Source organism: Metapseudomonas resinovorans, assembly GCF_002003485.1.
Taxonomy (GTDB): domain Bacteria; phylum Pseudomonadota; class Gammaproteobacteria; order Pseudomonadales; family Pseudomonadaceae; genus Metapseudomonas; species Metapseudomonas resinovorans_D.
This window is the reverse complement of record NZ_BDMA01000084.1, coordinates 1-18,587: the sequence shown is the minus strand read 5'-3', so window position 1 is coordinate 18,587 and position 18,587 is coordinate 1. Positions and strand designations below refer to the sequence as shown.

The 18,587-nt window shown below is 61.2% G+C and carries 20 protein-coding genes and 1 tRNA gene; 12 read left to right on the top strand and 9 right to left on the bottom strand.

All coding sequences use genetic code 11. The features are described 5' to 3' along the window. Window positions 1-178: 178 nt before the first annotated feature. Window positions 179-268 (bottom strand) — tRNA-Ser (locus tag MnOB_RS22755). A 126-nt stretch (window positions 269-394) separates the two neighbouring features. Here MnOB_RS22755 and MnOB_RS22750 point away from each other — a divergent pair. From MnOB_RS22750 to MnOB_RS22720, 7 genes are all read left to right on the top strand, one after another. Beyond that, complete coding sequence (locus MnOB_RS22750; RefSeq protein ID WP_077526541.1) at window positions 395-1,063, top strand: Bax inhibitor-1/YccA family protein; 669 nt, start codon at window positions 395-397, stop codon at window positions 1,061-1,063. Between the two features lie 113 nt (window positions 1,064-1,176). Then, a complete protein-coding gene (gene tusD, locus MnOB_RS22745) occupies window positions 1,177-1,569 on the top strand; it encodes a sulfurtransferase complex subunit TusD (protein WP_077526540.1) in 393 nt (130 codons plus the stop codon). Window position 1,570: 1 nt separating this feature from the next. Next, window positions 1,571-1,927: a sulfurtransferase complex subunit TusC gene (gene tusC / locus MnOB_RS22740; protein ID WP_077526539.1), complete on the top strand. Its 357-nt coding sequence runs from the start codon at window positions 1,571-1,573 to the stop codon at window positions 1,925-1,927. Continuing rightward, window positions 1,927-2,229 (top strand): sulfurtransferase complex subunit TusB, encoded by a 303-nt coding sequence (gene tusB / locus MnOB_RS22735; protein ID WP_077526538.1) that lies wholly within the window; start codon window positions 1,927-1,929, stop codon window positions 2,227-2,229. The genes tusC and tusB overlap by 1 nt, the downstream gene beginning before the upstream one ends. Further along, entirely contained in the window at window positions 2,226-2,561 is a 336-nt protein-coding gene (locus tag MnOB_RS22730; RefSeq protein WP_077526537.1) for a TusE/DsrC/DsvC family sulfur relay protein, read from the top strand. Before tusB ends, MnOB_RS22730 begins: the two co-directional genes overlap by 4 nt. After that, complete coding sequence (locus tag MnOB_RS22725) at window positions 2,558-3,541, top strand: glycosyl transferase family protein (RefSeq protein ID WP_077526536.1); 984 nt, start codon at window positions 2,558-2,560, stop codon at window positions 3,539-3,541. Before MnOB_RS22730 ends, MnOB_RS22725 begins: the two co-directional genes overlap by 4 nt. A gap of 85 nt (window positions 3,542-3,626) precedes the next feature. Next, window positions 3,627-4,640 carry a glutathione S-transferase family protein gene (locus MnOB_RS22720; RefSeq protein WP_077526535.1) on the top strand — a complete coding sequence of 338 codons (1,014 nt, stop codon included), beginning with the start codon at window positions 3,627-3,629 and terminating at the stop codon, window positions 4,638-4,640. Here MnOB_RS22720 and cysG read toward each other — a convergent pair. From cysG to ftsK, 6 genes are all read right to left on the bottom strand, one after another. Then, complete coding sequence (gene cysG / locus MnOB_RS22715) at window positions 4,625-6,019, bottom strand: siroheme synthase CysG (protein ID WP_077526534.1); 1,395 nt, start codon at window positions 6,017-6,019, stop codon at window positions 4,625-4,627. The two genes, MnOB_RS22720 and cysG, sit on opposite strands and share 16 nt — an antisense overlap. A gap of 122 nt (window positions 6,020-6,141) precedes the next feature. After that, on the bottom strand, window positions 6,142-7,422 hold the full coding sequence (gene serS, locus MnOB_RS22710) for a serine--tRNA ligase (RefSeq protein WP_077526533.1): 1,281 nt from the start codon (window positions 7,420-7,422) through the stop codon (window positions 6,142-6,144). Between the two features lie 16 nt (window positions 7,423-7,438). Then, complete coding sequence (crcB, locus tag MnOB_RS22705; protein ID WP_077526532.1) at window positions 7,439-7,813, bottom strand: fluoride efflux transporter CrcB; 375 nt, start codon at window positions 7,811-7,813, stop codon at window positions 7,439-7,441. Further along, the gene (locus MnOB_RS22700) at window positions 7,810-9,135 is read right to left on the bottom strand and encodes a replication-associated recombination protein A (RefSeq protein ID WP_077526531.1); all 1,326 of its coding nucleotides are present in this window, start codon (window positions 9,133-9,135) and stop codon (window positions 7,810-7,812) included. Before MnOB_RS22700 ends, crcB begins: the two co-directional genes overlap by 4 nt. 12 nt (window positions 9,136-9,147) lie before the next feature. Further along, the gene (lolA, locus tag MnOB_RS22695) at window positions 9,148-9,774 is read right to left on the bottom strand and encodes an outer membrane lipoprotein periplasmic chaperone LolA (protein ID WP_077526529.1); all 627 of its coding nucleotides are present in this window, start codon (window positions 9,772-9,774) and stop codon (window positions 9,148-9,150) included. A 29-nt stretch (window positions 9,775-9,803) separates the two neighbouring features. Next, window positions 9,804-12,212, bottom strand: a complete 2,409-nt coding sequence (ftsK, locus tag MnOB_RS22690; protein ID WP_077526527.1) for a DNA translocase FtsK — start codon at window positions 12,210-12,212, stop codon at window positions 9,804-9,806. A gap of 266 nt (window positions 12,213-12,478) precedes the next feature. Here ftsK and trxB point away from each other — a divergent pair, with 266 nt between their 5' ends. The 4 genes from trxB to infA all read left to right on the top strand — a co-directional run bounded on the left by trxB (window position 12,479) and on the right by infA (window position 15,229). Continuing rightward, window positions 12,479-13,429 (top strand): thioredoxin-disulfide reductase, encoded by a 951-nt coding sequence (gene trxB / locus MnOB_RS22685; RefSeq protein WP_077526525.1) that lies wholly within the window; start codon window positions 12,479-12,481, stop codon window positions 13,427-13,429. 37 nt (window positions 13,430-13,466) lie between these two features. Further along, window positions 13,467-14,147, top strand: a complete 681-nt coding sequence (gene aat / locus MnOB_RS22680; RefSeq protein ID WP_077526523.1) for a leucyl/phenylalanyl-tRNA--protein transferase — start codon at window positions 13,467-13,469, stop codon at window positions 14,145-14,147. 54 nt (window positions 14,148-14,201) lie between these two features. Next, entirely contained in the window at window positions 14,202-14,909 is a 708-nt protein-coding gene (locus MnOB_RS22675; protein ID WP_077526651.1) for an arginyltransferase, read from the top strand. A 101-nt stretch (window positions 14,910-15,010) separates the two neighbouring features. Next, a complete protein-coding gene (gene infA, locus MnOB_RS22670) occupies window positions 15,011-15,229 on the top strand; it encodes a translation initiation factor IF-1 (RefSeq protein ID WP_016492441.1) in 219 nt (72 codons plus the stop codon). A gap of 53 nt (window positions 15,230-15,282) precedes the next feature. Here infA and clpA read toward each other — a convergent pair whose 3' ends face one another. Continuing rightward, window positions 15,283-17,553, bottom strand: a complete 2,271-nt coding sequence (clpA, locus tag MnOB_RS22665) for an ATP-dependent Clp protease ATP-binding subunit ClpA (RefSeq protein WP_077526521.1) — start codon at window positions 17,551-17,553, stop codon at window positions 15,283-15,285. A 28-nt stretch (window positions 17,554-17,581) separates the two neighbouring features. Further along, window positions 17,582-17,944, bottom strand: a complete 363-nt coding sequence (gene clpS / locus MnOB_RS22660) for an ATP-dependent Clp protease adapter ClpS (protein WP_077526649.1) — start codon at window positions 17,942-17,944, stop codon at window positions 17,582-17,584. A 230-nt stretch (window positions 17,945-18,174) separates the two neighbouring features. Here clpS and cspD point away from each other — a divergent pair, with 230 nt between their 5' ends. Beyond that, window positions 18,175-18,438 carry a cold shock domain-containing protein CspD gene (gene cspD / locus MnOB_RS22655; RefSeq protein WP_044872984.1) on the top strand — a complete coding sequence of 88 codons (264 nt, stop codon included), beginning with the start codon at window positions 18,175-18,177 and terminating at the stop codon, window positions 18,436-18,438. Window positions 18,439-18,587: the final 149 nt, after the last annotated feature.

Here is an 18,587-nt window from a genome sequence, read left to right as displayed (position 1 = left end):
GACGGAGCGCGTTTATCGGTGCGTTGGGGCCATCGCCAAACCGTCAAAATAGGGGGAGTTTCGGAAATGATTCCGAATAGTTTCGGAAATCATCGAAGAAGAGGACAACCGTCCGGTCAGATTTTCGACCATCCAGAAACGCGAAAGCCCCGGAATCCGGGGCTTTCAGCTATATAGATGGCGGAGGCGGTGAGATTCGAACTCACGGAAGAGTCTCCCCTTCGGCGGTTTTCAAGACCGCTGCCTTAAACCACTCGGCCACACCTCCGCTTGCGCGGGGCGCCATAGTACCGGAACGCAACACGCTGTCAAACTCTTGCAATAGGCGCCTTCCACGCCTCTGTTAATATCCAACTCTGACCAAGGTCACGGAAACCAAATCGGGAGTGTCGCGATGAACGAACAGAATTATGCCCTCAACCCTGCGCTGGCTGAGCAGCTTGAAGTCAGCCGCGTGCTGCGCAATACGTACGGGCTGCTGGCCCTGACGCTGGCGTTCAGCGGCCTGGTCGCCTACGCGGCGCAACAGATGCGCGTGCCATATCCCAGCATCTTCGTGGTGCTGATTGGTTTCTACGGTCTGTTCTTCCTTACCGTGAAACTGCGTAACTCCGCCTGGGGCCTGGTCTCCACTTTCGCCCTCACCGGCTTCATGGGCTACACGCTGGGTCCGATCCTCAACATGTATCTCGGGATGCCCAACGGCGGTGAAGTGGTGAGTTCCGCCTTCGCCATGACCGCCCTGGTGTTCTTCGGTCTATCCGCCTATGTGCTGACCACCCGCAAGGACATGAGCTTCCTGGGTGGTTTCATCACCGCCGGTTTCTTCGTCCTGATCGGCGCCATGCTGGTAAGCATCTTCTTCAATATCAGCGGCCTGCAATTGGCGATCAGCGCCGGCTTCGTAGTGTTCTCCTCGGCCTGCATCCTGTTCCAGACCAGCGCCATCATTCACGGCGGCGAACGCAACTACATCATGGCCACCATCAGCCTGTACGTATCGATCTACAACCTGTTCATCAGCCTGCTGCAGTTGATTGGTGTATTCAGCAGCAACGATTGATGCTCGCCAACTCCTCGGACTAGCCCGCTTCGGCGGGCTTTTTTCTGTCCGGACGGGCAAAAGGACGCGTCTGGCCGTATCATTCCAGCAGTTTTCCATTCGCCCGAGCGACCATGAAATTCGCCATTGCCCTGTTCGCCCCGCCCCATTCGCCCTCCTCCCGGCGTGCCCTCCGCTTCGCTGAGGCCTGCCTTGACGGGGGCCATGAAATCGTCCGGCTGTTCTTCTATCAGGAGGGTGTGCACAGCGCTTCCGCCAACGCCGTTGCCCCCCAGGATGAGCCGAACCTCGCCGCCGAATGGAGCGCCTTCGTGCGCAAGCACAAGCTGGATGGCGTCGTCTGCATCGCTGCGGCACTCCGCCGTGGCGTGCTGAATGCGGAAGAAGCGCAGCGATATGAAAGACCCGCTGCCAACTTGGCCGAAGGCTGGGACCTATCGGGTCTGGGACAGCTGCATGAAGCTGCGCAGATGGCCGATCGACTGGTCAGCTTCGGAGGCAACTGAAATGAAGTCCATGCTCATCATCAGTCGCCAGGCCCCCTGGAGCGGTCCCGGAGCGCGCGAGGCTCTGGATATCGCGCTCGCGGGAGGCGCGTTCGACCTGCCACTTGGGCTGCTGTTCCTTGATGACGGGGTGTTCCAGCTCGCATCCAACCAGAAGCCGGCAACGCTCCAGCAGAAGGACCTGACCGCAAATCTCCAGGCCCTGCCGCTGTTCGGCGTCGAATCACTCTTCGCCTCCGCACGCAGCCTTCAGGAGCGCGGCCTGGACGGCGCCGCCCTGAACCTGGCCGTGGAAGTTCTCGACGATAGCGCGCTGACTTCCCTTATCGACCGTTATGACCAGGTGCTCACACTCTGATGGCCACCCTGCACGTTCTCTCCCACTCCCCTTTTTCCGACAGCCGCCTCGGAAGTTGCCTGCGCCTGCTGGGACCCGATGACGGCCTGCTACTCAGTGGCGATGCTGTTTACGCGCTGCAATCTGGCAGCCTGGCTCGCCAGGCGCTGGAGCTGATGCCGGACTCGATCGCCCTGCACGCACTTGCGGAAGACCTGCAAGCTCGAGCCCTGACCGGCCTTCCGGCGCGCTTGAATGCCGTGGATTATCCGGCATTCGTGGAGCTGTGCTGTAACTACGACAAGGTGAACAGCTGGCTATGAGCGCCTTAGTGATAGACGGGCGCAGCATCCCGCTGGACAAGGACGGCTATCTCCAGGAGCTGAGCGACTGGAGCCCCGCCGTGGCCAATGCGCTGGCCGATCTTGAGGAGCTGGCCCTGCAGCCGGAGCACTGGGAGATTCTCGAATTGCTGCGCGGTTTCTATGCCGAATTCCAGCTGTCTCCCGCGAACCGTCCCCTGGTCAAGTACGTTGCGCAGAAACTGGGCCCGGAAAAGGGCAACAGCCTGCACCTGAATCGCCTGTTCAAGGGCGCCCCTGCCAAGCTTGCCGCCAAGCTCGCCGGACTACCCAAGCCGACCAATTGCCTATGAACCTCGTCACCCCACCGGAACATCCCTTTGCCCAGTTCGTGCGCATCCTCGGAAAAGGTAAGCGCGGCGCCCGCAATATGACTCGAGAGGAAGCCCGCGAAGCCATGGGCATGCTTCTCGACGGCGAAGTGGAAGACACCCAACTCGGCGCCTTCCTCATGCTGCTGCGACACAAGGAAGAGAACGCCGAAGAACTGGCGGGCTTCACCGAAGCGTTCCGCCAACGCAATCAGGCGCCTCCTATCGAGGTGGACCTGGACTGGCCGAGCTACGCCGGCAAGAAACGTCACCTGCCATGGTACCTACTGGCGGCCAAGGCGCTGGCTGACAGCGGCGCGCGCATTCTCCTGCATGGCGGCGGCGCTCATACGGCCGGTCGCATGTACAGCGAGCAATTGCTCGATCTGCTGGACATCCCGCTGTGCCGGGACTGGGAGCAGGTCGCTGTAGCCCTCGACAAACGCCGTCTGGCTTTCATTCCCCTGGGATCATGGGCGCCGCAATTGCAGCGAATGATCGATTTGCGCAACACCCTTGGCCTGCGCTCCCCCATCCACTCCCTGGCGCGCATCCTCAACCCGCTCAATGCTCGCTGCGGCCTGCAGAGCATCTTTCATCCCGGCTACCAGGCGGAACACCGTGAAGCCAGCCGCCTGCTCAACGACCACGCGATTGTGATCAAGGGTGAAGGTGGCGAGATCGAGGTCAATCCGGACGCCGCCTGCCATCTCTACGGTACTGTCAACGGCGAGGCGTGGGATGAGGAATGGCCAGCACTCTCCCCCCTCCGGCACGTGAAGCCGGAAAGCCTGGATCCGAACCACCTGGTTGCGGTCTGGCACGGCAAGAGCGGGGATGACTATGGCCTCCTGGCCATACGCTCCACCATGGCCCTGGCCTTGCGGGGCATGGGTATGGAACGCGAACAGGCCTTTGAAGAAGCCGATCGGATCTGGGCGACTCGCCAGATATCGATTTAGTCGATGACCAATCACACGAATTTGCGCTTTTCCATCGATAGTTTGCCGATAGACTTGAATCCAAACCCAACTTTGGAGACCGATCATGGGCCTGCTGGTCGATGGAAAATGGCATGACAAGTGGTACGACACCGCCAAGGATGGGCGCTTCCAACGCGAGAGCGCACGCCGGCGAAACTGGATCACAACCGATGGATCGCCAGGCCCGTCAGGCGTCGGGGGCTTCCCGGCAGAATCCGGCCGCTATCACCTCTATGTATCCCTCGCCTGTCCCTGGGCGCATCGCACGCTGATCTTCCGCAAGCTCAAGGGCCTGGAGTCGTTGATCGACGTATCAGTGGTCAGTTGGCTGATGCTGGAACAGGGCTGGACCTTCGACCCGGAATTCGGCTCCACCGGCGACAAGCTGGACGGGTTCGAATTCCTGCACCAGCGCTACACACAGGACACTCCCGACTACAGCGGTCGGGTAACGGTGCCACTGCTGTGGGACAAGCGCACCGGACGCATCGTCAGCAACGAATCCTCCGAAATCATCCGGATGTTCAACAGCGCCTTTGACCATCTCACCGGCAATACGCTGGACTTCTATCCGGAAGCACTGCGCAGCGAAATCAACGCGCTCAACGAGCGCATCTACCCGGCAATCAACAACGGCGTCTATCGAGCAGGCTTCGCCACGACCCAATCCGCGTACGAAGAAGCCTTTCAGGCGCTATTCGATGAGTTGGACCAACTGGATGCACTGCTGGAAACACGACGCTATCTGACTGGAGAGCGGATCACCGAAGCGGACTGGCGACTTTTCACCACGTTGATTCGTTTCGACGCGGTCTACCACGGACACTTCAAGTGCAACCTGCGGCGCCTCGAGGATTACCCGAACCTCTCAGGCTGGCTGCGTGAGCTGTATCAGTGGCCTGGAGTTGCCGAAACGGTGAACTTCACCCACATCAAGCACCACTATTACGCCAGCCATCGCACCATCAATCCCACGGGGATAGTGCCGCTGGGTCCAGCGCGGGATTTCAGCCGCCCACATGGTCGTGGGCACCTGAAGGCACTGCCTGTAGCAACGACGGCTCAGACGCCCGCCTGAGCCCCTTCGAACCAGGCCAGCTTGTCGCGCAGGGTCACGACTTCACCCACGATGACAAGAGTGGGGGCATGGACCTCGTGCTCCGCCACCAGTTGCGGCAGGTTGGCCAGCGTGCCGGTGAAGACACGCTGGCGGCTGGTGGTGCCCTGCTGCACCAAGGCAGCCGGAGTATCGGCTGCGCGGCCATGCGCAACCAGTTGCTCGCAAATCAGCGGAAGGCCCACCAGCCCCATGTAGAACACCAGGGTCTGGCCCGGAGAGACGAGGTCTCCCCAGGGTAGGTCGCTGCTTCCATCCTTGAGGTGACCGGTCACGAAACGCACCGATTGCGCATAGTCCCGATGGGTGAGCGGGATACCGGCGTAGGCGGCGCAGCCAGACGCAGCGGTAATGCCCGGCACGACCTGGAACGGAATTCCCTCGGCCGCCAGTTCTTCGATCTCCTCGCCTCCACGACCGAAGATGAAGGGGTCACCACCCTTGAGGCGTAGCACCCGCTTACCCAGCTTGGCCTGTTCGATCAGCAAGCGATTGATCTCGTCCTGCGGCAGCGCATGGTCGGCACGACGCTTGCCGACATAGATGCGCTCGGCGTCACGACGACAGAGTTCGATGATGGGCGAGGCAACCAGGCGGTCGTAAAGCACGACATCGGCCTGCTGCATCAGGCGCAAGGCACGGAAGGTCAGCAGGTCCGGATCGCCCGGCCCCGCGCCGACCAGGTACACCTCCCCCAACGCCTTGGGTGCGCCACCCGCCACGCGCTCGGCCAGCAGACGCTCGGCTTCGGCGCCCTGCCCGGCCAGCATGCGCTCGGCCACGGGCCCTTGGAAAACCTCTTCCCAGAACACGCGCCGCTGCTGTACATCCGGCAGAAGCGCCTTTACCTGGTCGCGAAACTTCTTCGCCAGGCCAGCCAACTGGCCGTAGGCGGAAGGAATCCAGGTTTCGATCTTCGCTCGGATCAAGCGCGCCAGTACGGGGGCGTCACCAGCACTTGATACGGCAACGATCAGCGGAGAGCGGTCGACGATGGCGGGAAAGATCACGCTGCATAGCTTGGGAGCGTCCACCACGTTGACGGGAATGCCACGCGCCTGGGCCTGCGCCGACACTTCCGCGTTCAGCGCCGTGTCATCGCTGGCTGCGATAACCAGCACACAGGCGTACAGGTCCGCCTCCTGATAGCCGCGCAGATGCGACTCGCCGGCGCTCTGCTCGACCATGTCCAGCAGCTGCGCATCGATTTCCGGCGCCACTACTCGCAGCCGAGCCCCCGCGTCGGCGAGCAGGCGCGCCTTGCGCAGGGCCACCTCGCCCCCACCGACCACGAGCACGTTACGCCCTTGAAGATTGTGGAACAGCGGGAGGAAATCCATAGCAGCGCCTTCTAGCAGTAACGGGTGGAGGTAGAGCTTGAACGGTCACCGCCCGCGTGCAGCCAGGCTACGACGCGGGCGGTGGGCCTTTCCATATCCCCTGGCGATGCAGGGGTTGGCGATCAGCCGATGACGTCAATGCCGCCCATGTAGGGCTTCAGCACTTCAGGCACGCGGATGCTGCCGTCAGCCTGCTGATAGTTCTCGAGAACGGCAACGAGCGTGCGGCCAACAGCCAGGCCGGAGCCATTCAGCGTGTGCACCAGCTCAGGCTTGCCGGTTTCCGGATTGCGGTAGCGCGCCTGCATGCGGCGAGCCTGGAAGTCACCGCAGTTGGAGCAGGAAGAAATCTCGCGGTACTTGTCCTGGCTAGGGACCCAAACTTCGAGGTCGTAAGTCTTGGTGGCGCTGAAGCCCATGTCGCCGGTGCACAGGGCCAGTACGCGGTAAGGCAGTTCGAGCAACTGCAGTACGCGCTCGGCGTTGGCGGTCATGCCTTCCAGGGCCTCGAAGGACTTGGACGGCTCGACGATCTGTACCATCTCGACCTTGTCGAACTGATGCTGACGGATCATCCCGCGAGTATCACGACCCGAGGCACCGGCCTCGCTGCGGAAGCATGGCGTGTGGGCAACGAACTTGATCGGCAGTTGCTTGGCTTCGACGATCTCGCCAGCAACGATATTGGTCAGGGAAACTTCTGCGGTCGGAATCAGGTAGAAGTCAGCCTCGTTCTCACGAGTGATCTTGAACAGATCCTCTTCGAACTTGGGCAGCTGGCCGGTACCCTGCAAGGCCGGAGCCTGGACCAGATAAGGCGTATAGGCCTCTTCGTAGCCGTGGTCAGTCACATGCAGGTTGATCATGAACTGCGCCAGGGCACGGTGCAGGCGGGCAATCGGGCCGCGCAGCAGGGCGAAACGCGCACCGGAGAGCTTGGCGGCAGTTTCGAAATCCAGCCAGCCGTGCTGCTCGCCCAGGGCGACGTGGTCCTTGACGTCGAAGTCGAAGCTGCGCGGGGCGCCCCAGCGACGCACTTCAACGTTGCTCTCTTCGTCCGCACCTACCGGCACGGACTCATGGGGCAGGTTCGGGATGTTCAGGAGCAGGTTGTCGAGTTCTACCTGGATGCTTTCCAGCTCGCGCTTGCCCTCTTCGAGCTCATTACCCATCCGATCGACGTCGGCCAGCAGCGGCGCAATGTCTTCGCCGCGCTGTTTGGCCTGGCCAATGGATTTGGAACGGGCGTTGCGCTCGGCCTGCAATTGCTCCGTGCGGGTCTGCACGGACTTGCGCTGGTTCTCCAGCGCTTCCAGGCGCGCTACGTCAAGTTCAAAGCCGCGGGTGGCAAGGCGTTCCGCGATTTCCCTGGGCTGGGTGCGGACCAGTTTGGCGTCGAGCATGTCAGGTTCTCGTCTCTCAGATTTTCGTCAGTATCAGGCCCGCCCAGGTGGCGAGCAGGCCACCCAACACGCTCAGCAGCCCATAGCCAAAGGCCATTGGCAGCTGGCCATTTTCAAGCAGGCGCAGCGTGTCGAGGGAAAAGGATGAAAAAGTCGTCAGGCCACCCAGGAATCCCACCATGAGCCCGGCACGGATTTCCACCGGAACTTCGGGTCGGAGGAGGAACAGGCCGTACAAATAGCCGATCAGCAGGCAGCCGACGATATTGACCGCAAGGGTACCGGCGTAGAAGTAGCGTGGCCAGTAGGCAGCGATCAGATTGCCGGTGGCGAATCGCAGCAAGGTACCCGCCACACCACCAGCCGAGACCGCCAGGATCAGTCCGATCATGGTTTTCTCCGCTGCCAGGGGCTGTTGCGATCCAGATTCTTCAGATGTTGCAGCTTGTCGCGAATCTTCAACTCCAGGCCGCGCGGCACCGGTTGGTAGTACTGGCGCGGCTCAAGCTGCTCGGGGAAGTAATCCTCCCCCGTCGCATAAGCATCCGGCTCGTCATGGGCATATCGGTATTCCTCGCCATAACCCAGCTGCTTCATCAGCTTGGTGGGGGCGTTACGCAGATGCAGTGGCACCTCGAGCGAACCGCTCTCGGCCACATCGCGCATGACGGCCTTGAAGGCCATGTAGACCGCGTTACTCTTCGGCGCGCAGGCGAGATAGGTAATGGCCTGCGCTACGGCCAGTTCGCCTTCGGGACTTCCAAGCCGCTCCTGTACATCCCACGCCGACAAGCACAGGCTCAGGGCGCGGGGATCGGCGTTGCCGATGTCCTCACTGGCCATGCGCACGACACGGCGGGCGATATAGAGCGGGTCGCAACCGCCGTCGAGCATTCGCGCGTACCAGTAAAGCGCCGCATCCGGGTCTGAGCCACGCACTGATTTGTGCAAGGCGGAAATCTGGTCGTAAAAGGCTTCGCCGCCCTTGTCGAAACGGCGACGGCTGTCGCCCAGGAGATTCTGCAGCAGCTCGGCGCCGATCTCGCCGCCGTCTTCGGCAAGGTCGGCAGCGTTTTCCAGCAGGTTGAGCAGCCGGCGACCATCGCCGTCGGCAGCAGCCATGAGCATGGCGAAACTCTCGTCCGGCAAGCTCAGTTTGCGCTTGCCGAGCCCCTTCTCCTCGCTCAGCGCCCGCACCACCAGCTTGCGTAAGGCCGGTTCATCGAGGCTCTTCAGCACATAGACACGTGCACGCGACAGCAGCGCATTGTTGAGTTCGAAGGAAGGGTTTTCGGTGGTCGCACCGATGAAAATCAGGGTGCCGTCTTCCACGTAAGGCAGGAAGGCATCCTGCTGGGACTTGTTGAAGCGATGCACCTCATCCACGAAGAGGATGGTGCGGCGACCATACTGCGCGGCCTGCTGCTTGGCCATCTCCACCGACTGGCGAATTTCTTTCACGCCCGAAAGGACCGCGGAGATGGTCTCGAAGTGCGCATCGGTGACCTGGGCCAGCAGTTTGGCCAAGGTCGTCTTGCCGACGCCGGGCGGCCCCCAGAAGATCATCGAGTGCAGCGCGCCCTGCTCCAGGGCCTCACGCAACGGCTTGCCGGGTGCCAGCAGGTGCTCCTGGCCGACGTACTCGTCCAGGCTGGTGGCGCGTAAGCGCGCAGCCAGCGGTTGGGCGATGGGTTCGGAGCGGAAAAGGTCCATGGGCGTTACAGCTTATTCCTGGATGACGTCGGCGCCTTCCGGGATCTTGAAGTTGAACTGCGCGGTATCGATCGCCTGGTTCATCTTGACCCCGAGGAAGAGGATGTTGGTGCGCTGGCCGACGCTGTCGATCAGTTGCATGTCGTTGATCACGCCATTGCGGAAAGACAGTCGCAAGGTGTCGAACAGTGTGTCCTTGGCCTTGGGCTTGAGAATGAAGTCCACCACGTCGCCGCCTTCCTTGTGGGTGATTTCGAAGTTCTCGCTGATCTTCGAAACATCACCGGACAGCAGCAGCGCCGGAGTGTGGGTCAGGCGTTGATCGAGGGTCTGGATGGTCACCTGTTGCAGGTCCGGGTCATAGAGCCAGACCTTCTCGCCATTGGAAACCAGCAACTGCTCCATCGGCGCATCGGTGTGCCAGCGGAACAGGCCTGGACGCTTCAGAGACAGTTCGCCAGAGGTTTCCTGCAGTTGAGTACCGGAACCATCGAGGGTCAGTTGGGAAAAACGGCCGGTAATGGTCTGGGCCTTGTTCAGCATTTCAGTCAGGCGGCCGATGGCCAACTTGTCGTCAGCCTGGGCGGTCAAAGCGGTCAGACCGAGTACAGCGACCATGAGCATGCGGATGAGTCGCATGGAATTCCTCGTCAAAAATCCGTTTCGGATCAGTCTCGCACCGGTGACGGCGCGATCACCTCGCGCGAACCGTTGCCGTTCATGGGGCTTACCACCCCAGCCATTTCCATCGCCTCGATCATGCGCGCGGCGCGGTTGTAGCCAATCTTCAGCTTGCGCTGCACTGCAGAAATCGAAGCGCGGCGACTTTCGGTCACGAAGCGTACAGCCTCGTCGTACAGCGGATCGTCCTCGCTGCCTTCGCTGCCGCCTTCACCACCTTCGCCGCCGGAGAAGCTGCCACCGCCCTCATCCGCGCCCGCCAGGATATCTTCGATGTAGTCCGGCGCACCGCGCAGCTTCCAGGCTTCCACCACACGGTGCACTTCGTCGTCGGACACGAAAGCACCATGGACACGGATCGGCAGGCCCGTGCCCGGGGGCAGGTAAAGCATGTCGCCATGGCCAAGCAGTTGCTCCGCCCCGCCCTGGTCAAGGATGGTGCGAGAGTCGATCTTGCTGGATACCTGGAACGCCATACGAGTCGGGATGTTGGCCTTGATCAGGCCGGTGATCACGTCAACCGAAGGACGCTGGGTCGCGAGAATGAGGTGGATACCAGCCGCCCGCGCCTTCTGCGCAATGCGGGCAATCAATTCTTCCACCTTTTTGCCGACGATCATCATCATGTCAGCGAATTCGTCGACGACAACCACGATGGTCGGCAGCGTCTTCAGCAGCGGCGCTTCGTCTTCCATGCTCTCACGGCGATAGAGCGGATCAGTCAGCGGAGTGCCGGCTTCCTCGGCATCCTTCACCTTGCGGTTGAAACCGGCAAGGTTCCGCACGCCCATGGCCGCCATCAGCTTGTAGCGCCGCTCCATCTCGGCAACGCTCCAACGCAAGGCGTTGGCCGCTTCCTTCATGTCAGTGACCACGGGGCACAGCAGGTGAGGAATGCCTTCGTAGATGGAGAGCTCCAGCATTTTCGGGTCGATCATGATCATCCGCGCGTGCTCGGGCGTGGACTTGAACAGGATCGACAGGATCATGGCGTTCACGCCGACCGACTTACCGGAACCGGTGGTACCGGCCACCAGCAGGTGAGGCATCTTGGCGAGGTCGGTGATGATCGGCTTGCCACCGATGTCATGCCCCAGGGCAAGGGTGACCGGCGACTTGGCCTCGTCGTATTCGGACGAGGACAGTACTTCGGAGAAGCGCACCATCTGGCGGTCTTCGTTGGGAATCTCGATGCCGACAGTGGTCTTGCCGGGAATCACTTCCACCACGCGAACGCTGATGACTGCCAGGGAACGAGCCAGGTCCTTCGCCAGGTTGGAGATACGACTGACCTTCACACCTGCGGCCGGCTGGATCTCGAAGCGGGTGATCACGGGGCCCGGGTGTACGGATTCCACGATTACCTCGACGCCGAACTCCTTCAGTTTGATCTCCAGAAGGCGCGACATGGCCTCCAGGGATTCCGGCGAGAAGCTCTTCTGCTTCTTCTCGGCGACATCGAGGATGGAAATGGGGGGCAAGGTGCCTTCGACGGCCGTGTCGACGAACAGCGGCGCCTGTTTTTCCTTCTGCACGCGCTTGCTCGACTCTGCCGGCTTGGGCGGCGGTGGCGGCGTAATGACTGGCGCCGGGCGCTTCTCACGTTCGGTCATGTGCTTGGTCAGGGCTTCTTCGCGCTCGATCAGGCGCTCCTTCACCTTGGCCTGCTCGCGGCGGTCCGATACCACTGGCGCAGCAACCTCGTTCACACGCACATCCACCTCACGCAGCTTGGCCACCAGTTGCTTGCGCTCGAGGCGTGCGCTCCACCAGCGGTTCACCGCGTTCTGAATAAGCTCGAAAAGGTCGAGGGTGATCTTGCCGGTCAGGTCCATGACCTTGAACCAGGAAAGATCGGTGAACACCGTCAGGCCAAAGAGGAAGAGCGCAAAGAACAGCAAGGTGCTGCCCTGCACGTTGAGGGCATTGACCGCCAGATGGCTGAGGCTTTCGCCCAATGCGCCGCCCGCGGAGGCTGGCAGCCCGGCATGATCCTGGAAGTGGATATCGGCCAGTGCGGCGCCGGAAAGCACGAGGAAGACCAGGCCGATCAGGCGCCAGGAAAACAGCCAGCCGCTCCAGTCGATGGGCTCGTGTCTATGGCGGAAGACCTGGAGCGTCTTGATCGCCAACAGCAGCGGGAAGACATAAGCGAAGTAGCCCAGGGCCATGAACAGGATGTCGGCGAACCAGGCTCCCAGGCGGCCGGCCGCATTCTGCACTTGCTCGACGTTGCTGGTATGGGTCCAGCCCGGATCGGAGGAGTCGTAGGTGAGCAGTGCCATCCACAGGTAGAGGCAGACCGCACCCAGCGCGATCAACGCACCTTCCTTGAGGCGATAATGCAATTGCTGGCGCCAGACAGGAATCTGGGCTCTGGTCGTGGAATTCTTCAAAACGCGTCTTTTCCTGCGCCCGTGGCGCGTTCAAGAGTCGGTCGAGGGTGAAAAGTCCGCAGGCACTGTGCCATCACGGGCTCCCACCCATTCGGAACGCGGCCCATTGTACGGATTTGCCTGCGCGACGCCATGAGGGAGCTGATTGTCGCTCCAGCGTTTTGGCGACGTCTCGCGCTTCGGTGTAGCATAGCCGCCAACAATTTGCGCAATGCTCAATTGGAGCATGCATTCTCTTTCGTGACAAAGACTTATGGAGCCTTTTTATGAGCGAAGTCAAGCATTCCCGATTGATCGTCCTGGGCTCCGGCCCGGCCGGCTACACCGCGGCAGTCTATGCCGCTCGCGCCAACCTCAAGCCGGTGGTAATCACCGGTATCCAGCCCGGCGGCCAACTGACCACCACCACTGAAGTGGACAACTGGCCGGGCGACGTCGAAGGCCTGACCGGTCCGGCCCTGATGGAGCGCATGCAGAAGCATGCCGAGCGCTTCGATACCGAGATTGTCTACGACCACATTCACACCGCCGAGTTGCAGAAGCGCCCCTTCATCCTCAAGGGCGACAGCGGCACCTACAGCTGCGATGCACTGATCCTGGCTACCGGCGCCTCCGCCCAGTACCTCGGCCTGCCTTCGGAAGAAGCCTTCGCCGGCAAAGGCGTCTCCGCTTGCGCGACCTGCGACGGCTTCTTCTATCGCAACCAGGTGGTCTGCGTTGTTGGCGGCGGTAACACCGCAGTCGAGGAAGCGCTGTACCTGGCCAATATTGCCAAGGAAGTCCACCTGATCCACCGCCGCGACAAGCTGCGCTCCGAGAAGATTCTTCAGGACAAGCTGTTCGAGAAGGCCGCCAACGGCAACATACGCCTGCACTGGAACCACACCCTGGACGAAGTCCTGGGCGACAACACTGGCGTCACTGGCGTGCGCCTGCAGAACACCGTCGACGGCACCACCAAGGAGCTTTCCCTGGCAGGCGTGTTCATTGCCATCGGCCACAAGCCGAACACTGACCTGTTCAAGGGCCAGCTGGAGATGCGTGACGGCTACCTGATCGTCCAGGGCGGCCTCGAAGGCAACGCCACCGCCACCAGCATTCCGGGCGTGTTCGCTGCCGGCGACGTGGCTGATCATGTCTACCGCCAGGCCATCACCTCCGCCGGCTCGGGCTGCATGGCCGCGCTGGACGCCGAAAAGTTCCTCGACGCCAACTGACAGGAATGGCGGGTTTCGGCCCGCCCTCCCCTCCTCCATGCTTACCTGGCTACAACGCGACTCCCTCGAATTCCCGCCGCTCGGCCGAGCGATGCGTGAGCCCAATGGCCTACTGGCTGCCGGTGGCGATCTCTCGCCCGAGCGCCTGATTCAGGCCTATCGCCACGGATGCTTCCCCTGGTACCAGGAAGGCCAACCCATTCTCTGGTGGTCTCCCGATCCCCGCACCGTGCTGCAGCCCCAGGAAATTCACATTTCCCGCAGCCTTGCGAAGCTGCTTCGCCAAGGACGCTTTCGCGTGACCTTCGACCAGGCGTTCCACGCTGTCGTAGAGGGCTGTGCTGGCCCACGTAACTACACCGATGGCACCTGGATCACCCCGACAATGCAGGCGGCTTATATCGAACTGCACCGCCGCAACGTCGCACACTCGGTGGAGGTCTGGAAGGACGATGAACTTGTCGGCGGCCTCTACGGACTAGCCATCGGCAAGCTGTTTTTTGGCGAGTCGATGTTCAGCCGGACCGACAACGCCTCAAAGGTCGGTTTCGCCACCCTGGTGCAGCACCTCGACCAATGGGGCTTCGTCCTGATCGACTGCCAGATGCCCACGCAGCACCTGCAAAGCTTTGGCGCCCGCACCATCAGCCGGGAGAAGTTTTCCCGCTACCTGCAGCTCTACCTCGACCAACCGAACGCCGCAGACTGGATCGCCTAGGCGAGCCCCGCAGCCTGACATACACTTGCTGAAGGGATTTCCCGGGGGTTGATCATGACCGAGCTGGCTCGCCTCAAGTTTTACGCCACTCAGCCGCATCCATGCAGCTACCTGCCCGAGGAGCAGGCCACTACCTTGTTCCTCGATCCCAGCCAGCCCATGGACGTGGAGGTCTATGCCGAATTGTCGGAAATGGGCTTCCGCCGCAGCGGCGACCATCTCTATCGCCCGCATTGCCAGCGCTGCAATGCTTGCGTGCCTGCGCGCATCCCCGCCGACCAGTTCATTCCGAGCCGCCAGCAGAAGCGCATCCTCAAGCGCAACAGCGACCTGACCGTGACCGCCGTACGCCCGTCCTTCACCGAGGAGTACTACGCGCTCTACGTCCGCTACATCGAACAGCGCCATTCCGATGGCGACATGTATCCACCCAGCCGTGACCAGTTCTCCACTTTCCTGGTTCGCGACCTGCCGTTTTCGCGCTTTTACGAATTCCGCCTCAAGGGCGAACTCAAAGCCGTGGCGGTGACGGATGTACTGCCGAACGGGCTTTCTGCGGTCTACACCTTCTACGACCCCGACGAAGAGCGACGCAGCCTCGGTCGCTACGCCATCCTCTGGCAGATCGGCGAAAGCGCCCGCCTCGGCCTGCAGGCCGTGTACCTCGGCTACTGGATCAAGAACTGCAGGAAGATGAATTACAAGACCCAGTACCGCCCCATCGAACTCTTCGTCAATCAGCGCTGGGTGACGCTCAGCTGAAGCCCTTGGCGAGCAGTGCTGTTTTCGGGCACAATGCACGCCGTTTTTGCCCGTCGCGCGTTGCGGTCGGGCCCATCTCTGAATACCGAGGGCTTTACTGCATGTCGAAAGAAGACAGCTTCGAAATGGAAGGCACTGTCATCGACACCCTGCCCAACACCATGTTCCGTGTGGAGTTGGAAAATGGGCACGTCGTCACCGCGCACATTTCCGGCAAGATGCGCAAGAATTACATCCGCATCCTCACCGGCGATAAGGTTCGCGTCGAGCTGACGCCGTACGATCTGAGCAAAGGCCGCATCACTTACCGCGCCCGCTGATCGGATAGTCATGAAAAAGCCCGGCAATTGCCGGGCTTTTTTGTGGATGGCCGTCAGGCCATCTCTGCGGTGGTCTCGAACTCGAAGCTGAGCTCCTCGTCCTTGACGTCGACGTGCACCACGCCGCCGTGCTCGGCCAGTTCACCGAACAGGATCTCTTCGGCCAGCGGCCGCTTGATCTTGTCCTGGATCAGCCGCGCCATCGGACGCGCACCCATCTGGGCATCGTAGCCCCGCTCTGCCAACCAGCCACGCGCCTCATCGCTGACCACCAGCTGCACGCGCTTGTCTTCCAGCTGCGCCTGCAGTTCGGTGAGGAACTTGTCCACGACGTTCTTGATGACTTCGTGGCTCAGGCGGCCGAACTGGATGATGGTGTCCAGGCGGTTGCGGAACTCCGGCGTGAAGCTCTTGCGAATGACTTCCATGGCGTCCGAGGAGTGATCCTGCAGAGTGAAGCCGATGGATGCCCGTGCAGCGGTTTCGGCGCCGGCGTTGGTGGTCATGATCAAGATCACGTTGCGGAAGTCCGCCTTGCGACCATTGTTGTCCGTCAGGGTGCCGTGATCCATCACCTGCAGCAGCAGGTTGAAGACTTCCGGGTGAGCCTTCTCGATCTCGTCCAGCAGCAGCACGCAGTGCGGCATCTTGGTGATCGCCTCGGTCAGGAGGCCACCCTGATCGAAACCAACGTAGCCCGGAGGCGCACCGATCAGGCGTGAAACGGTGTGCCGCTCCATGTACTCGGACATGTCGAAGCGAAGCAGCTCGATACCCATCGCCTTGGCCAGTTGCCGGGCCACCTCTGTCTTGCCAACCCCGGTGGGACCGGCAAACAGGAACGAACCCACAGGCTTGTCCGGAGACTTGAGGCCAGCACGCGACAACTTGATCGCAGTGGACAGGGAGTCGATGGCAGCGTCCTGACCGAACACGGTCAGCTTCAGGTCACGCTCCAGGTTACGCAGCAGCTCCTTGTCAGAACTGCTGACGTGCTTAGGAGGAATCCGCGCGATCTTGGCGACGATATCCTCGACCTGGGCCACCTCGATGCGCTTGGCGCGCTTCTCTTCCGGCTGCAGGCGCTGGTAGGCACCGGCTTCATCGATCACGTCGATCGCCTTGTCGGGCATGTGCCGATCATTGATATAGCGCGCTGCCAGCTCAGCAGCGGCACGCAGCGCCTCGTCGCTGTACTCGATATGGTGATGCTGTTCGAAGCGCGCCTTGAGCCCCCTGAGGATGCCCACGGTGTCTTCGACGGAAGGCTCGGTGACATCGACCTTCTGGAAACGCCGCGCCAGGGCCCGGTCCTTCTCGAAGATGCCGCGGAACTCCTGGAAGGTGGTGGAACCAATGCAGCGGATCTCACCCGAGGAAAGCAGCGGCTTGAGCAGGTTGGACGCATCCATTACGCCACCGGACGCCGCACCGGCACCGATAATGGTGTGGATCTCGTCGATGAAGAGGATGGCATGCGGACGCTTGCGCAGCTCATTGAGTAGCGCCTTGAAGCGCTTCTCGAAGTCACCGCGATATTTGGTGCCCGCAAGCAGCGCGCCCAGATCAAGGGAATAAACCACGCTATCAGCCAGCAAGTCAGGCACCTGGTTGTCGACGATGCGCTTCGCCAGACCCTCGGCGATCGCGGTCTTGCCGACACCCGCCTCACCCACCAGCAGCGGGTTGTTCTTGCGACGACGCGCCAGGATCTGGGCGACGCGCTCGACTTCGTTCTCACGCCCCACCAACGGATCGATGCGCCCCATCCGTGCCAGTTCATTCAGGTTGCTGGCGTAGGCATCGAGGGGATGTCCGGAAGCAGCGGCCTCACCGCCCTCCTCGTCCTGCATTTCCTGCTCGTGGTCGTGCTGCTCGCCATGTCCCGGCACCTTGGAAATACCGTGGGCGATGTAGTTGACGACGTCGATACGGGCCACGCTCTGCTGTTTCAGCAGGAACACAGCCTGGCTCTCCTGCTCGCTGAAGATCGCTACCAGCACATTGGCGCCGGTCACTTCGCGCTTGCCGGAACTCTGTACGTGGAACACCGCGCGCTGCAGAACGCGCTGGAAACCGAGCGTCGGCTGGGTTTCACGGTCCTCGTCGTGCTGGGGAATCAGCGGGGTGGTGGAATCAATGAACTCCTGCAGGTCGTGCCGCAACTTGTCCATATTCGCGCCGCATGCACGCAATACCGTTGCGGCAGCTTCGTTATCCAGCAAGGCGAGCAACAGGTGCTCGACCGTCATGAATTCATGGCGCTTGGCGCGGGCCTCCTTGAAGGCAAGATTGAGGGTGACTTCGAGCTCGCGGTTCAACATGGCTTCACCTCATACCCAAGGGGCGGCATTAACCGTCCTTCTCGATCTCACAGAGCAGCGGATGCTGGCTCTCTCTCGCATATTGATTGACCTGCATGGCCTTGGTTTCGGCTATGTCACGCGTGAACAAGCCGCAAACCGCCCGACCTTCCGTATGCACGGTCAGCATGATCTTGGTGGCGAGTTCCCGGTTCATACCGAAGAACGTTTCGAGCACCTCGACCACGAAATCCATTGGGGTGTAGTCATCGTTAAACATGACCACCTTATACATAGGTGGCGCCTGCAGGGCTGGCTTGGCTTCCTGCACCGCCAGGCCCGTGGAGTCGTCCTCATGATGCTGCGGACTGTCCTGATTGAATGTTAGTCGAATCTGGCTGCTTGCATGCATGCTGGAATTAAAGGTCATAGGTGAGTGAAAAACGGCCATTGGAAAGACTTTGATCCGTTTCTCAGGCGATGCCGGGAACGCCTTGACTAACGGCAAAACGGTGTTACAACCAGTGGATACCCGTCTTCGGGTATCAGGGGTTCCACGTGCGCGGCCAAGGCGGCCCTAAGGGCGTGGAGTCGAAGTGGATGATACTCCAGTGATGGAGTCCTTTGCAGAGGGATATCAGCATGCTTAGCGGTAAGGTCAAGTGGTTCAACAACGCCAAAGGCTATGGATTCATCCTCGCCGACGGCCGAGATGAGGACCTGTTCGCCCACTATTCGGCCATCCAGATGGACGGCTACAAGACGCTAAAGGCTGGACAGCCGGTAAGCTTCGATATCATCCAGGGTCCGAAAGGCCTGCACGCCGTGAATATTCGTCCGGTCACGGCCACCACCGAAGCGCCTGCCGCAATCAGCCAACCCCAGGGCAGCACGGTAGAGGTTTGAGCCCTCGAAATATTTGGGCAAAAAAAGGCCGGTCAGATGACCGGCCTTTTTGTTTCCGCTGTCCCGTCCTGAATAAGGTTTACACCTTTGCCCTTATTTTCAGGAGCGCTCCATGGCAGAAGGTGTACGACGTAGCCAGCGCGATTACA